This is a genomic window from Pseudomonas syringae KCTC 12500 (assembly GCF_000507185.2).
GTDB lineage: Bacteria > Pseudomonadota > Gammaproteobacteria > Pseudomonadales > Pseudomonadaceae > Aquipseudomonas > Aquipseudomonas syringae.
This window is the reverse complement of the sequence record NZ_AYTM02000002.1, coordinates 895,494-910,583: the sequence shown is the minus strand read 5'-3', so window position 1 is coordinate 910,583 and position 15,090 is coordinate 895,494. Positions and strand designations below refer to the sequence as shown.

The 15,090-nt window shown below is 60.7% G+C and carries 14 protein-coding genes; 9 read left to right on the top strand and 5 right to left on the bottom strand.

The annotated features are described in order from the left end of the window. Window positions 1-12: 12 nt before the first annotated feature. The 4 genes from V476_RS04485 (at window position 13) to V476_RS04470 (ending at window position 3,343) form a co-directional block, all read left to right on the top strand. Window positions 13-1,110 carry an arginine deiminase family protein gene (locus V476_RS04485; RefSeq protein ID WP_024960392.1) on the top strand — a complete coding sequence of 366 codons (1,098 nt, stop codon included), beginning with the start codon at window positions 13-15 and terminating at the stop codon, window positions 1,108-1,110. A 15-nt stretch (window positions 1,111-1,125) separates the two neighbouring features. Continuing rightward, the gene (locus V476_RS04480) at window positions 1,126-2,073 is read left to right on the top strand and encodes a DMT family transporter (RefSeq protein ID WP_024960391.1); all 948 of its coding nucleotides are present in this window, start codon (window positions 1,126-1,128) and stop codon (window positions 2,071-2,073) included. A 243-nt stretch (window positions 2,074-2,316) separates the two neighbouring features. After that, window positions 2,317-2,592, top strand: coding sequence for a DUF1145 domain-containing protein (locus V476_RS04475; protein ID WP_003363526.1), 276 nt, complete (start codon window positions 2,317-2,319; stop codon window positions 2,590-2,592). Next, window positions 2,585-3,343 (top strand): hypothetical protein, encoded by a 759-nt coding sequence (locus V476_RS04470; protein WP_017279540.1) that lies wholly within the window; start codon window positions 2,585-2,587, stop codon window positions 3,341-3,343. Before V476_RS04475 ends, V476_RS04470 begins: the two co-directional genes overlap by 8 nt. A gap of 69 nt (window positions 3,344-3,412) precedes the next feature. Here V476_RS04470 and V476_RS04465 read toward each other — a convergent pair whose 3' ends face one another. The 3 genes from V476_RS04465 to V476_RS04455 all read right to left on the bottom strand — a co-directional run bounded on the left by V476_RS04465 (window position 3,413) and on the right by V476_RS04455 (window position 6,075). Beyond that, window positions 3,413-4,444, bottom strand: a complete 1,032-nt coding sequence (locus V476_RS04465) for a purine-nucleoside phosphorylase (protein WP_024960390.1) — start codon at window positions 4,442-4,444, stop codon at window positions 3,413-3,415. A gap of 26 nt (window positions 4,445-4,470) precedes the next feature. Beyond that, a complete protein-coding gene (locus tag V476_RS04460) occupies window positions 4,471-5,430 on the bottom strand; it encodes a nucleoside-specific channel-forming protein Tsx (protein ID WP_024665270.1) in 960 nt (319 codons plus the stop codon). A gap of 180 nt (window positions 5,431-5,610) precedes the next feature. Continuing rightward, complete coding sequence (locus V476_RS04455) at window positions 5,611-6,075, bottom strand: CopD family protein (protein ID WP_024683172.1); 465 nt, start codon at window positions 6,073-6,075, stop codon at window positions 5,611-5,613. Between the two features lie 107 nt (window positions 6,076-6,182). On the opposite strand from V476_RS04455, the gene dinG reads away from it, so the two are divergent. The 5 genes from dinG to V476_RS04430 all read left to right on the top strand — a co-directional run bounded on the left by dinG (window position 6,183) and on the right by V476_RS04430 (window position 12,431). Continuing rightward, window positions 6,183-8,327, top strand: a complete 2,145-nt coding sequence (dinG, locus tag V476_RS04450) for an ATP-dependent DNA helicase DinG (RefSeq protein WP_003402334.1) — start codon at window positions 6,183-6,185, stop codon at window positions 8,325-8,327. A gap of 109 nt (window positions 8,328-8,436) precedes the next feature. Next, the gene (locus V476_RS04445) at window positions 8,437-9,585 is read left to right on the top strand and encodes an EstA family serine hydrolase (protein WP_024960389.1); all 1,149 of its coding nucleotides are present in this window, start codon (window positions 8,437-8,439) and stop codon (window positions 9,583-9,585) included. A gap of 153 nt (window positions 9,586-9,738) precedes the next feature. Continuing rightward, a complete protein-coding gene (locus tag V476_RS04440) occupies window positions 9,739-10,875 on the top strand; it encodes an OmpA family protein (protein ID WP_024960388.1) in 1,137 nt (378 codons plus the stop codon). A gap of 296 nt (window positions 10,876-11,171) precedes the next feature. After that, complete coding sequence (gene pdxH, locus V476_RS04435; RefSeq protein WP_024960387.1) at window positions 11,172-11,819, top strand: pyridoxamine 5'-phosphate oxidase; 648 nt, start codon at window positions 11,172-11,174, stop codon at window positions 11,817-11,819. 147 nt (window positions 11,820-11,966) lie between these two features. After that, complete coding sequence (locus V476_RS04430) at window positions 11,967-12,431, top strand: outer membrane lipoprotein (RefSeq protein WP_003314430.1); 465 nt, start codon at window positions 11,967-11,969, stop codon at window positions 12,429-12,431. A gap of 106 nt (window positions 12,432-12,537) precedes the next feature. On the opposite strand, the gene V476_RS04425 is transcribed toward V476_RS04430, so the two are convergent. Then, window positions 12,538-14,151, bottom strand: a complete 1,614-nt coding sequence (locus tag V476_RS04425; protein ID WP_024684620.1) for an NAD(P)/FAD-dependent oxidoreductase — start codon at window positions 14,149-14,151, stop codon at window positions 12,538-12,540. Window positions 14,152-14,248: 97 nt separating this feature from the next. Continuing rightward, complete coding sequence (locus tag V476_RS04420; RefSeq protein WP_003314432.1) at window positions 14,249-14,929, bottom strand: COG3650 family protein; 681 nt, start codon at window positions 14,927-14,929, stop codon at window positions 14,249-14,251. Window positions 14,930-15,090 lie beyond the last annotated feature (161 nt).

The following is a 15,090-nucleotide window of genomic DNA, read 5'->3' as shown; positions in this document are numbered from 1 at the left end:
TCTGGAACCTGAATGAAAGTGCTCCTGCAGCTTCCCTCTGTCGTGCAGCCTGTTTCCATGTCGGTCTTCATGGAATCGCAGCAGCCGTATTCGCTTCGGCAGGCAGATGCCGATGTCATGGCTCTGGCCAGCTCTTTCAATGCAGCGGGTTTCCCGACCGTTTTCCTGTCCGATGCGCTGTTCAGCGAAGACGGTCCGCATGTGGCCATCGAGGATATGCGGCGCTTGGCAAGGCGGGCGTTGCGCTTTGCCGACAATGTCGAACACGGGCGCCAGCAGCTTGCTCACCAGCAATTGCTCCGCTGCAGTCGGCAGGAGTTGGCCGAGATCATCATCAACCAGCCCGAGCTAAGGCTGCATTACGATGACGAGTTGGGCCGGATCAGTCCGGACGCTACCTACGAGAGCTACCGTATTCAACCGCTGTACGGGCTTCTGTTTCCGCGGGACCACTTCATGAACGTCGGCGGGCAGCCGGTTTTCGGGCGGCTAAAGCGTCAGGACAGGGCGCGCGAGGTTGACGTGGTGAAGCAGGTGGTCGCTGCCCATGGTCACGTTCCTGTCGAACTCGATCAGGTGCTCGAGGGCGGTGATTATCTGGAAAACGAACACATATCCTTGATCAACACCGGCTTTCGTACCGAGGCACCGGTGCTCGAGTTCTTGCTGGCTTCAAGCTTGCTCAAGGGCGAGGTTGTGCTGGCGGTGCAGGACATATGGCGTAATCCCGAACAGTTTCACCTGGATCACTACGCCTGCCTGCTGCGCGACGCCCTGCTGATCGACGCGACAAGAGCGGACGCAGCCGACCGCTCCCTGGTCAGCGTTTATCGGCGCATGTCATCGGGCTGGCAACTGACTGGCAAGGACCTGACGTTTCGCCAGGCAGCACAGGTTGCGGGTATCGGCCTGATACTGCTGGACGACGAAATGATGGCGGCATGGTGCGCAAATGCATTTTCATTGGGCAATCATGTCTGGATCGATCAAAACGCACCGGTACGCCTGCTTGATCAGCTGGCTGAGCTTGATTGTCATGTTCATTTGATCGCCTTTACAGAGCATCAAAAGCAGTTCGGCGGCATTCATTGCGCGACTCAACTCCTATAACTTCGAGGGACCGTCATGAAGGTGGGTAATAAGGCGTTTCTGCCTGTTCTGGCACTGATCATAAGTACCATCGGTGTGGCCTCCGCCATTGCGTTCGTCAAGCTCAGTGAAGTGGATGCCACGTCTACCCTGATGCTGCGAATGTTCATGGCGGGCGGTATGGCCTCTGCGCTGGCCGCCTGGCCAGCAGGTAAAAACACTGAGACCGGGGCTGTCGGTACGGCGCGCAGCCGGCGGGCGATGCTCTGGCTGCTGGTGCTGTCGGGCGTGGTGTCGTGTGTGGATCTGCTGTCCAATCACTGGGCGGTCAAGCTGACCAGCATGGCCAACACGTCGATCCTGATGAACCTGTCCCCGGTGTTTGTGGCGCTGCTGTCCTATCTGTTCATGAAGGAAAAAATCGGCGTCTATCAAGTGTTGGCGCTGACCCTGAGTATCGGCGGGGCTTGTCTGCTGGTGTTTGACGGCAGTGCCAGCGTGGCGTTTTCCAGCCAGAGCGTGACTGGCGACCTGCTGGCCCTGAACTCCGCGCTTTTCTATGCGATCTACCTGATCCTGATCAAATCGCTGCGCGACTGCTTCACGTCTCGCAAGATCATTATCTGGAATAGCTTTACCTGTGCAGTGCTGTTGCTGCCCATCGCTTTGCTCACCAGTGCGAAGATTCTGCCGGACACCGTGCAGGGCTGGGTGGTCATTGCGTTGCTCGCGCTGATCAGCCAGCTTCTGGGCCATGGCCTGATGGCGTATGCACTCAGGCACGTCGATGTCGTACTGGCCTCTGTTTCGGCACTGGCCCGTCCGGTGGTGGCGATTCTGATCGGGTTCTTCTTTTTCGATGAGCAGCTCACGTTGGTTCAATGGGTTGGCGTCGCTGCGGTATTGGTGGGTGTCTGGTGGTACAAGCGTCCGGTGCCGGTGGTACGTCCAGTCGTCCAGGCCAAGACTCCCAGCGAGGCCTGACAGGCTCGATACACACCAGAGGTCCTGTAAAAAGCTCTGCACCCTTGTGACAGGGCTTTCTGGTGTCCGCTAACCTTGATTGCAGCATTGCCGCACACAATAATTGTCCAGCGCCGAGATCATTCCGGATCTTTCTCAATACACCGCTGGCATATTCGGCGTACAGCACGTCTACTGTGCGGCGACGAAAAGCATGCGAAGACTGCAATTTCGTAACGGATCATGACAAGGGGTGGGCGGGCAATGAAGGTGTTTTGGGGGCTGGGGAAGATATTGATGCTGGGCTTTTGGCTGGTGGTGCTGGTCAACGCGGCGATTGAGGCGCCCAGCCCGTTTGGCGTGATGATCGACATGGCCGGCGCGGTGCTGTTGTTGACTCATTTGCTGGAGCTGATTCTGTTCAACGGCAGCCTGCGCGGTCGCCGGCATCCGTGGCGCGACCGGGGCAAAATCATCCTGTTTGGCATCTTTCATGTTCAATCCATCGGCCGTTCGGTCAGGGGGCACACTCATGCGTAAGCTCGTTCTGCTGGCGGCGTTGTTCAGCCCTCTGGCCATGGCTCAGGCAATTATCGTCGCTCCACACTCGCTGATGCGTCTGCCTGGCAACAGCAGCGTTCTGCAGGTCGAGCGCCTTGAAGTGTCCGACTACGGCACTCTGCTGATTCCGGCCGGTATCGATGATGTGAAGATTGGCGAGCTGGTACTGGGGCACGAAGCGCGAATTGCCATTGTCCCTGGTGTGCAGTCGTTCAACATGGTCGTGCTGCACGGTGAGTTCGGCACCGGCAGCCAGATCACCGCACGGGGTGCGCCGGGTACTTTCGAGAAACCGGCACGGCCAGGGCGCAACCTGACCCTGCGCCTGCAGAGCCTGGATGCCGAAGAACTGTCGATTGACGCCCGCGGTGGCGCAGGCAGCCCAGGCTATGCCGGTCTGGATGGCGGCTCGGGCGAAGCCCCGGGCTGTACCTGGGGCCAGGCCGGGCGTGGTTATAACGGCGACAGCGGCGGCAATGGCCACGATGGCGCTGCGGGCGCGCAGGTTCGTCTTGAGCTGCCACAGAGCTATCCGGCCGAACGCATCAAGGTGAATGTCGCGGGCGGCGCGGCGGGCAAAGGTGGCGAAGGCGGCAAGGCAGGGAAGGGCGGTGCGTCGAAAGGCTGTGTTGTCTACCGCGCTGAAGGCGGCAAGTCTGGCAGACAGGGTGAGCCAGGTCTGCCAGGTGCTCCGGGACCGGAAGGCGCGTTGATCCTGCAACGTCTGTAGTCTGTGAGAGCCTGTTCGGATCAGGTGCAAGGCCATGATCCGGACAGTCGCGACCCGCTTCACATCACATTATTGCGGTACGCCTTTTTCCCAATTCTTCCAGTCGCCGACAATCGCCTGCACCAGCGGGTTGCCGGTGCGGTAGAGGTTTTCCAGCGCCGGGACGAAGGCACCCTGATCGGCATACTTGAGCAAGTTGTCCACCTCGCTGTAACCCGGATACGGACGATCGAAGTCGGAGCCCGCGCGGACGACAGCCAAGCGATTGACATCGACCTTGCCTGCCTTGCTCGCTCGCAGCAGAGCCTCGTAGGTGGAGTTATCCTCTTGCTGGGTGGTGCAATACTCGCCCTTACCGTCGGTCAGCAGCTTGGTCCAGACTTCCGCACGCTCGCTCAGACGCGTCCCGGAAAACCAGGTATTACCTGCCAGCGTGTCGCACTGCGTGACCTGCGGCGGCTGGTTGGCAGGCGCATAAGGGTATTTGACGCGCCAGGCCGCGGATTCCTTGCTTTCGCTGAGTATCACCTTGTGCGACAGGGCAAACGCCTTGGCCTGCAGCTTGGGGTTGAGCTCGAAGACTTCTGTCTTGTAATCCAGCGGCGGCTTCTCGTTCGGTCCCTTGGTGTTGATGCCCAGATAACCGGTCGGCCATTCCTTGGGCACATCGCGGGAGTCGATTTCCCACTGCGTGCCGAACTCCACCAGATAATGCGCCCAGGCCGTGGTGCCGAGTGTGCCGCGGTGCGGGTTGATGCCGGCAATGCCCGCGACAATGAAGTAAGTCTTGCGCAGGTCGAATTGCGGCGACAGGGCCAGCGCCAGGGTCGATGCCGCAGCGTTGGTCTGGCCCATGCCGGTGACCAGCAGGCAGACGTCTTGGTCATTGCAGCGGATGGCCGGGTACTCGGCGGCAAGGCCAGGCACCTGGATTTCCTTGGTCAGATGCAGCCGGTCGATCCAGTTCTGTGCTTCGGGCGCAAACATGGCGACCAGCATGACCTTGGGCGTGACCGGTGCCACCGGCGCGGTAGCCGCCCAGACAGCAGGGCTGAGTAGTGCCAGCGTGGCGCACAGTGTGTTGCGAGTGGTGTGTTTCATGAAAACTCCTGTCGTCATAATAAGGTTCAGAATTGGTAACCCACGCCTGCGTAGTAGCCCCAGCCATCAGAGCGCGCGCGGAAGTTGCCATCGCCGAAGTTCAGCTCGCTGCCGTCCTGCCAGTTGCCGCCATTGTGGAAGTAGCGGCCAACCAGGGTGAAGCGCAGATGCGTGAAGGCGTAAAGCAGCACATTGGTGGCGACCGTGGAGTTGCCGGTGCGTGCCGGATCGTTCTTGAGGTCCGAGCCGAAATCGAAGTTGGTGAAGCCGATGTAGGTCAGCGAGGCGCCGTTGTCGAAGGTGCTGATCGGTACGATATATTTGAGCTGGGCACGATAGCCGTCCCACGAATATTCGTTGCTGGCACCGTAGTTCTCCCACTGGTAGCGGCCATAGAAGTTGGCCGACAGATTGACCCGCGAGTGGGTATCGATGTCAGTGCCCAGGCCGCTGTACAAGGTGTTGGCCCGGTTCGCCGTATTGCTGCCGTGGTCATAGATCCAGTCGAAGGCGACGTACCATTCTTTGAATGGGCCGATGGCCAGACTGCGCCCGGCAAGGTAGTCGATCGAGACGCGTGGCTCGTGTTCCATGAACAGCGGCGAGCCATGGTCCCAGACACCTTTGTCATTATCATTGCCGATGCCGAGGATCTTCGGTACGTCGACATAGCCGTACAGCTCGAACGGCCCTTTGCGGCCGAAGTATTCGTACTCCAGGTAGATGTCATCGTTGGGCTTGGGGCCGAAGCTGATGTCCTTGCTGCCGATCAGCGTCAGGTCCTGATTGAGCCAGTCTGAAAAATACGCGCCTTTACCTTCCTTGGGCGAGGCGGGCGGGCTGAGTGCTTCGCCTTGCGCCGAGTCTTCGGCCGCGGCGGGCTGTGCCAGGACGCTGGTACAGGGCAGCGCCGCGGCGGCGGCGAACAGCAGTGGCATAAGGAATCTTGAGGGCGTTGCAGGTCGAGTGAATGGCGGCTGTGGCATTGAAGCTCCTTTTCGTGGGCGCGTACTGCTGATCGCAAGCGTTTGCACAGCCCATGCCAAACTGTTTCAAGATGTTGAATGCCTTGGATATCATGTGCAGAAGATGACTGATCGGGCAGGAAAATGCCCGCAAGCTGTGCGCGGTGTCACCGCCAGTGCCCCGTGATGTTCCGTTTTGCCTCAAAGGCCCGGACGAGCAGCGGCGAGCATGACCACGGCCAGACCGATAATCAGGTTGATGCCGACCAGGCGGCGGATATTGCCCAATGCCGCCGCGCCCTCGGCCCACTGTTCGGTTTCCACTGCACGACGCAGCTCCGGCAGTTGCAATGACTGGATACGCAAAAACAGCGCAACCATGACGACGTACAGGCCCATCATGATTTGCACATAACGCGGCGCGGTTTCAAAGCCGGTGAAGTTGAGCTGAATCATGCCGATGCCGGTTATCGGCAGCAGCACCACCGCAGCCCAGACCCAGGCGAAGAAGCGCGGAAACACCTGGACCCACACTTTCAGGCGAGAAGGGCCTTCAAGTGCTGCAATGACTGCTGGGCGCAACACCATCCAGGCGAAAAACATGCCGCCAACCCACACCAGGGCAGCCAGCAGATGCAATGTATAGACAGTAGAAAAAGCGGTCATCGGACACTCCGTTCTGCGCGGATGGATTTAGCGCGCTATGATAGCGCCCACTCAGAACTACTGAAAATTTATCCAGCCTTTTTAGCCGTGCCCCCGAACCGAAGCCAATGATCAGTACCGAACTCAAAACCCAGATCCAGGGCGCTTACTCGCGTTTCCTCGAAGCTAAGAGCCTCAAGCCACGCTATGGCCAGCGATTGATGATCGCTGAAGTCGCCAAGGTGCTGGGGGACATTGACACCGATGAAGAGGGCCGTCGTTCGGGCGATCCAGCGGTAGTGGCCGTCGAAGCCGGAACGGGTACCGGCAAGACCGTGGCCTATGCCATCGCCTCGATTCCCACCGCCAAGGCGGCAGGCAAGCGGCTGGTGATCGCCACCGCGACCGTCGCCCTGCAGGAGCAGATCGTCTACAAGGACCTGCCGGACCTGATGCGCAACAGCGGTCTGAATTTTACCTTCGCCCTGGCCAAGGGGCGCGGGCGTTACATGTGCCTGTCCAAGCTCGACGCATTGCTGCAGGAAAGTGACGCGACCAACGCGACCGCGCAGCTGTTCGAAGAAGAAGGCTTCAAGATCGAAGTCGATGAGGCCAGTCAGAAGCTTTTCACCAGCATGTTGCAGAAGCTGGCGGGCAACAAGTGGGACGGCGATCGCGACAGCTGGCCGCAGGAACTCGCCGATCAGGACTGGGCGCGTCTGACCACCGATCACAGCCAGTGCACCAACCGGCACTGCCCCAACTTTCAGCAGTGCGCCTTCTATAAGGCGCGTGAAGGTATGGGCAAGGTCGATGTGATCGTCACCAACCACGACATGGTGCTGGCCGACCTGGCACTGGGTGGCGGTGCGGTGCTGCCGGACCCGCGTGACACCTTGTACGTATTCGACGAAGGTCATCACCTGCCGGACAAGGCCATCGGCCACTTTGCCCACTACACCCGATTGAAATCGACCGCCGACTGGCTGGAACAGACTGCCAAGAACCTCGCCAAGCTGCTGGCCCAGCATCCGCTGCCCGGCGATCTGGGCAAGCTGATCGAGCAGGTGCCGGAGCTGGCCCGCGAGATCAAGGGCCATCAGCAGTTCATGTTCGGTGCCTGCGAGCAACTGGCGGATTTCCGCGCCGGTGAAGACATGCAGGGCCGCGAGCGTCCACGTCACCGCTTTGTCGGCGGCGTGATTCCCGAGCACATCCGCGAAATGGGCATCGAGCTCAAGAAGGGCTTCGCGCGCCTCGACGACCTGTTCACGCGCCTGACCGAGCTGCTCAAGGAAGGCATGGACGGTGAGGTCAACATCGGCATCGCCAGCCATCAGGCCGAAGAATGGTATCCGCTGTTCGGCAGCCTGCTGGCCCGCGCGCATGGCAACTGGGAATTATGGACCGCCTTCACCGCCGAAGACCCGGAAGACAGCCCGCCAATGGCGCGCTGGCTGACCCTGGCCGACAGCGGTGCAATGTTCGATATCGAGGTCAATGCCAGCCCGATCCTGGCGGCGGAAATGCTGCGCCGCAACTTGTGGAACATCGCCTACGGCGCGCTGGTCACCTCGGCGACGCTTACCGCGCTGGGCAAATTCGACCGCTATCGCATGCGTGCCGGGCTACCCAAAGGGGCGGTGACCGCCGTGGTACCAAGCCCGTTCCATCACGCCGATGCCGGTGTGCTTCGTGTACCGGACCTCAAGGCCGACCCGCGTGACTCGGTGGCGCATACCGCCGCGATCATCCGCGACCTGCCCGGTCTGGTGGAGGGTTCGCGAGGCACGCTGGTGCTGTATTCGTCGCGCAAGCAGATGCAGGACGTCTTCGACGGCCTGGATCGTGACTGGCGCAAGCAGGTGTTCATTCAGGGCAACCTGTCCAAACAGGAGACCCTCAACAAGCACAAGGCACGCGTCGACAGCGGCGAGTCCAGCGTACTGTTCGGGCTGGCCAGCTTCGCCGAGGGTGTGGATTTGCCCGGCGCCTACTGCGAACACGTGGTCATCGCCAAGATCCCGTTCGCAGTGCCGGATGACCCGGTCGAGGCTGCGCTGGCCGAGTGGATCGAAGCGCGTGGCGGTAACCCGTTCATGGAGATCGCCGTGCCCGACGCCTCGTTGCGTCTGGTGCAGGCCTGTGGTCGCTTGCTGCGTACCGAAGAGGACCGCGGCACCATCACGCTGCTGGACCGCCGCGTGGTCACCCAGCGCTATGGCAAGGCGATTCTCAATGCGCTGCCACCGTTCCGTCGGGAAATAACGTGAGCCAAAGATGAAGAGCGTTTCACATCTGTTCCCAAACCGCTCGATCGCTGAAACAATACGGCCCGTTTAGCCTGTCGCCAGGCTCATGTTGTCAGTCAGGAGTCAGCCGTTGCAGATCCAGGGTCATTACGAACTTCAATTCGAAGCAGTACGTGAAGCCTTTGCGGCGCTCTTTGACGACCCGCAGGAGCGCGGCGCCGCCTTGTGCATTCAGGTTGGTGGCCAGACCGTCATCGATCTGTGGGCGGGCACTGCCGACAAGGACGGTGCCGATGCGTGGCACACCGACACTATTCTCAACCTGTTCTCCTGCACCAAGACCTTCACCAGCGTGGCGGTTCTGCAACTGGTCGAAGAGGGCAAGTTGAAGTTGGACGAACCCGTGGCCAGGCTTTGGCCCGAATTCGCCGCTGCGGGCAAGGCCTCCATCACCCTGCGCCAATTGCTCTGCCATCAGGCCGGGCTGCCCGCGTTGCGTGAGCCATTGCCTGCCGAAGCGCTTTATCAGTGGGACACCATGACCGCCGCCCTGGCAGCCGAAGAACCCTGGTGGACACCGGGTCAGGGGCATGGTTATGCGGCGATCACCTATGGCTGGCTGGTGGGCGAGATGCTGCGCCGCGCCGATGGTCGAGGCCCTGGGGAATCCATTGCTGCGCGTATCGCCCGCCCGCTGGGGCTGGATTTTCATGTTGGGCTGCCGGATGACCAGTTTCATCGCGTGGCCCACATCGCGCGCGGCAAAGGCAATGCCGGTGACGACGCTGCCCAACGCGTGCTGCAAGCGACGATGCGCGAGCCGGCTTCGATCACTGCCAAGGCGTTCACCAACCCGCCGTCGATCATGACCAGCACCAACAGGCCGGAGTGGCGCCGCATGCAGCAACCGGCGGCCAACGGCCACGGCAATGCACGCAGTCTCGCCGGTTTCTATAACGGTCTGCTCGATGGCAGCCTGCTTGAAGCCGACATGCTCAATGAGCTGACCCGGGAACACAGCCTCGGTCAGGACAAGACATTACTGACTTCGACCCGTCTGGGGCTGGGCTGCATGCTCGATCAGCCGGGCGTTGCCAACGCGACCTACGGCCTGGGGCCCAAAGCCTTTGGCCATCCGGGGGCGGGCGGCTCGGTAGGGTTCGCCGATCCTGATGACGAGGTTGCCTTTGGCTTCGTTACCAACACCTTGGGGCCCTACATTCTGATGGACCCACGTGCGCAGAAACTGGTCGGGGTTCTGCGTGAGTGTTTGCAGTAAGTATCGGCTATAAGTGCTTGTTTCATACCGACTGTCAGTTAAATGGCTGTAACAGGAACCGTACGACGGTTTCTTTTTCCAACTGCATCTTTATGCATGTTATACCGGCGTAGTTACGTCCTTCTGTCTGATCAAAACCGTTGCGGGTTACCCATGTCGTCTAATAAAAGCCTCGTTCTCGCCCTGTGCATCGCCGTGACCGGCTGTGCCCAAACCCCACAATCCGACTCTGCTGCAACCGGAGGCCATTGGTGGCAGTTCGGTTCCGGCAGCGACTCCGCTGACGCAGGCACCGCTGCCAAGGCCCCGGCATCGAGCCCGGCGCCCGCTCCGGTTGCCAAGGCTGCTGCCACGCCGGCACCTGTGGCAGGTGCTGAAAACAGCGCGCCGTGGTACTGGCCGTTCGGTTCGAACGATAACGCGCAGGCCAAACCTGATGCCGTGGCCGACAAGCCGGCAGCCAAGCCCGCTGCGCCGGCGATGGTTGCCAAATCGGAGACCGACACCAAGTGGTGGTGGCCGTTTGGCAACGACTCCTCCAAGGACGAGCCGAAAGCGCTGGCGATGCCTGATCCGAAAGTGACCCAGGCCTGGCTGGACGAGTACGAGCCGCGGCTGCGCGCTGCAATCAAGGACAGCCCGTTCCAGCTGGAGCGTCGCGAAGACCTGCTGGCAATCACAGCGCCAGTCGACAGCTCGTTCAACCCTGACCGTCCGGCCATGCTGCTGCCGAACACGCTGGGTCCGATCACCCGTCTGGCCAAGGTGGTCGAAGGCGATCAGAAAACTGCCGTGCTGATTCTCGGTCATGCCGACACTTCGGGTCCTACCGAAGCCAACCAGAAGATCAGCCAGGAACGTGCGCAATCGGTTGCCGCGATTTTCCGTCTCAGTGGCCTGGAGCGTAACCGTCTGAGCCAGCGTGGCATGGGTGCCGTGATGCCGCGCGCTGCCAACGACAGCCTGCAGGGCCGTGCGCTCAACCGCCGGGTCGAGATTCTCATGACGCCGCAGGACACCATGCGCGCGCTGATGAGCCGCTACGCACTGCCGCCAGTGGCGCCGACCATGGTCGCTACCCAGGACGTCAAGCCGGTTGCCCCGCCACCTGCCGCCGCACCTGCCAAGAAAGCCGCTGCGAAGAAAGACACCGCCAAGAAAGCTGCACCGGCCAAAGCCAGCACCGCCAAGAAGGCCGCGCCAGCCAAGACCACCGCAGCAGCTAAAAAACCAGCAGCGACCAAGGCCAAGGCGCCCGCCAAGAAAGATGACAGCCAGGCCAGTAACTGAGGCCTGGTTACCTCACGACTTTCGTCTCCACGCTCCGCGCTTTGCGTTGTGCACAAGTCCTGAATAGCCTGAAAAACAAGGCTTTCAGGCTTCTGCCCGGAGGGCGTGGGAGCGAACTTGTTCGCGAAAAGGCCGGTACAGTCTGCGAAACGTATCGTCTGAATCACCGTCTTCGCGAACAAGTTCGCTCCCACGGCCTTCGGCCAGAATCAAAAACGAATGTGTGATAACGGCGAGCGCCGAGCCTCGTAACGAGAGTTAGCTAACGTTCATGATATCTGCGCAGGAATGAAACCATGACTCAGACCCTGGCCGACATGCGCCGTGATTACACGCGCGACGGGTTGACCGAAGCGCAATCGCCGGACGAGCCCTTTGCACTCTTTCATGCATGGTTTGCCGATGCGGTGAACACCGAGCAGCCGCCTGTCGAGGCTAACGCCATGACACTGGCGACGGTTGATGAGCAAGGACGTCCACATTGCCGCGTCTTGCTGCTCAAGGGCCTGGACACTAAGGGGTTCACGTTTTTCACTAACTACGAAAGCGCCAAGGGCCAGCAGATCGCTGCACGTCCATTTGCCGCGATGACCTTCTTCTGGCCGACACTGGAGCGCCAGGTGCGTATCGAGGGTCGGGTGGAGAAAGTCTCTGCGCAAGAATCCGACGCTTATTACCAGGTGCGCCCTCTGGGCAGCCGTCTGGGTGCATGGGCCTCGCCACAGAGTCGCGTGATCGCGGATCGCGACGAACTGGAAGGCCTGATCAGACAGACGGAGCAACGCTTCGCAGACACCCAGCCACACTGTCCCGAGCACTGGGGTGGCTACCGTCTTTTGCCCGAGCGGATCGAGTTCTGGCAGGGCCGCTCCAGTCGACTTCACGACCGTTTGAACTATCGTTTGATAGACGACAGATGGACACGCGAGCGCCTTGCACCCTGATTGAATTATTCGTTTGGCCAATCGTCTGAGCGTTATACGGGTTATGGCTGTATGAGGCCTGAATCAATTTAATTTGCAGGCTCGGGGCCGTGACAGCACCTTTGTCGGGTAGTCTAATGGCCACTGATTCCTCTGGAGATTCCTTTTATGCGCAAGTCTGCTCTTCTGGTTGCTTCGTTCACTGCCATGGCTCTGACGCTGGGCGGCTGTACCTCGAATCTGACCGGTGATTCCTATTCCCGTGATGAGGCCAGGACCGTACAGACAGTTCGCATGGGGACGATCGAATCCTTGCGTCCGGTCAAGATCGAGGGCACCAAGACCCCGATCGGCGGCGCGGCGGGTGCCGTTGTGGGTGGTGTGGGCGGCAGCGCTATCGGTGGGGGTCGCGGCAGTATCGTGGCAGCGGTCATCGGTGCAGTGGCCGGTGGTCTGCTGGGTTCGGCGACCGAGGAAGGCCTGACCCGTACGCAAGGTGTCGAAATCACCGTGCGTGAGGATGACGGCAGCATGCGTGCCTACGTGCAGCAGGTTCAGGAAAACGAGATTTTCCGGGTCGGCGAGCGCGTGCGCATCATGAGCGTCAACGGCACCAGCCGCGTTACCCACTGATCTGCAACACCGCACAGCAAAACCCCGAGCCGCAATGCTCGGGGTTTTTTATTGCCAAGCGTGAATGCTCCCACAAGGCTTATGTACAACGATAGTCAGACTGGGCTCAGCCCTCGATCCCCAGCATGTCGCGCACCAGCGCTTCAGCCACCCGAATGCCGTCCACGCCAGCCGAGAGAATCCCGCCCGCATAGCCAGCGCCTTCACCCGCCGGGTAAAGGCCTTTGGTGTTGAGGCTTTGCAGAGTCGGCCCGCGGGTGATGCGCAGCGGTGCCGAGGTGCGGGTTTCGATGCCGGTCAGCACAGCGTCGTGCAGTGAGAAGCCTTTGATCTGCTTGTCGAACGCAGGCAACGCTTCACGAATCGCTTCGATGGCAAAGGCGGGCAGGGCCTCGGCAAGGTCCACCAGCTTCACCCCCGGCTTGTAGGACGGTTCAACGCTGCCCAGAGCCGTCGAGGCCCTGCCTGCAATGAAGTCGCCAACCAGTTGCGCAGGCGCTTCGTAGCTGCTGCCGCCGAGCAGATAGGCGTGAGATTCCAGACGCTCCTGCAACTCGATACCGGCCAGCGGGCTGCCAGGGTAGTCCTGTTCCGGCGAGATACCGACCACGATGCCCGAGTTGGCATTGCGCTCGTTGCGTGAGTATTGGCTCATACCGTTGGTGACCACTCGGCCGGGCTCTGACGTCGCTGCCACGACCGTGCCGCCAGGACACATGCAGAAGCTGTAGACCGAGCGACCGTTGCTGGCGTGATGCACCAGCTTGTAATCGGCTGCGCCGAGCTTCGGGTGACCGGCGTATTTGCCCAATCGTGCGCGGTCGATCAACGATTGCGGGTGTTCGATGCGAAAGCCCACCGAGAACGGCTTGGCTTCCATGAACACGCCACGGCCGTGCAGCATGCGGAAGGTGTCGCGGGCACTGTGGCCCAGCGCCAGAATCACGTGCCGGGACGCGAGCTGTTCGCCGCTGTCCAGTTGCACACCCAGCAATTGGCCGTCCTCGATCATCACGTCGGTCACGCGCTGCTGAAAGCGCACTTCGCCGCCCAGCGCTTCGATCTGATGGCGCATGTTCTCGACCACGCCCGTCAGGCGGAACGTGCCGATATGCGGCTTGCTGACATAGAGGATTTCTTCCGGGGCGCCGGCTTTCACGAATTCGTGCAGCACTTTGCGGCCGATGAATTTCGGGTCCTTGATCTGGCTGTAAAGCTTGCCGTCGGAAAAGGTCCCGGCACCGCCCTCGCCGAACTGTACGTTGGACTCGGGGCTGAGGACGTTTTTGCGCCACAGCGCCCAGGTGTCCTTGGTGCGCTGGCGAACTTCGGTGCCGCGCTCGAGGATGATCGGCTTGAAGCCCATCTGCGCGAGCAGCAGCCCGGCAAAGATACCGCAGGGTCCGAAACCCACGACGATCGGGCGCTCTGTCAGCCCCTCGGGAGCGTGACCGACGACTTTGTAGCTGACATCAGGTGCCGGGCCGACGTGGCGGTCATCGGCCAGCTTGCGCAACAGGGCTTCTTCATCCTTGACCTGGAAGTCGATGGTGTAGATGAAGCACAGCTCGGAAGACTTTTTGCGCGCGTCGTAGCTGCGCTTGAAGAGGGTAAAATCCAGCAGTTCGCCGCTGTCGATACCCAGGTGCTTCAAGAGCGCAACGCGCAGGTCTTCTTCCGGATGATCGATCGGCAGCTTGAGTTCGGTGATTCGTAACATTAAGGGGTCCAGTTTTCGGGCCGCAGGTTCAGCCCGACAGCACTACAAGAACCGGCGATTATAAGCGCTGAACCCCTTTGGCGGCGAGCCTGAGCGATCAGTCGTCGCGTGAACCGCCGTAATAACCGCAGCCACGCTGGGCCTGGCCGTTTATGCGCAGTTCTGCGGTGAGGTGTTGCACCGAGCCGTCGACGCTGTCGACGCAGCGCTGTGGCGCAACCCAGATCTCGATGCGCTGATTGTTGGCCTCGCTGCTGACGCTGAAACTGCCGTCCGGCAGCTTCTCTTCCACGTAGGGCAGCGCCAGTGGCGCAACGCCCTCGCGCTCCAGAACCATGCCCTTGCCGCTGACATTGACGTTCCAGGCGGGCTTGTTGCCATTGACGTGCAATGTCAGACGTTTGAAATTGAGGTCTTCACAGGCCTGGCCGGGACGTTCGACGCGGTACAGCTGATGCAGGTCCAGCTGACCGTCACTGTTGGCCGCCTTGCTCGCGGCAAAGCTGCCGCGCAGATCGGCAAACACCGTGCCTTTGCTGTCTGCCAGCGAGGCCGCTTCCTGCAGAATGCCGGTGTTGCCGCGATCCTTGACCACGTAGCGACGCTGTTCGTTACACGGCTTGAACAGCAACTGGCCGTTTTCCCCGGTCAGGTCGCCCTGCATACGGAGCATACCCGCCGTGGAAACCTTCGGTTCCTCGGTCTGTTTACCGAGCAACTGACACCCGGCAAACAATGGTAGAAGAGCAAATACGAGGACGGAACGGGCAGCGAACATGATGTGGTCTCCAGACAAGTGCCGCCACGTTACTCAGACTGGAGGTGCATCACAAGGGTCGGGATGCTTATCGCGCGAGCAGTGGCTTTGACTATCGTGCAGGTTTGACGCTGACCGTAGGAGCGAACCTGTTCGCGAAAGGGCCGTTTTGCTCGACGAAA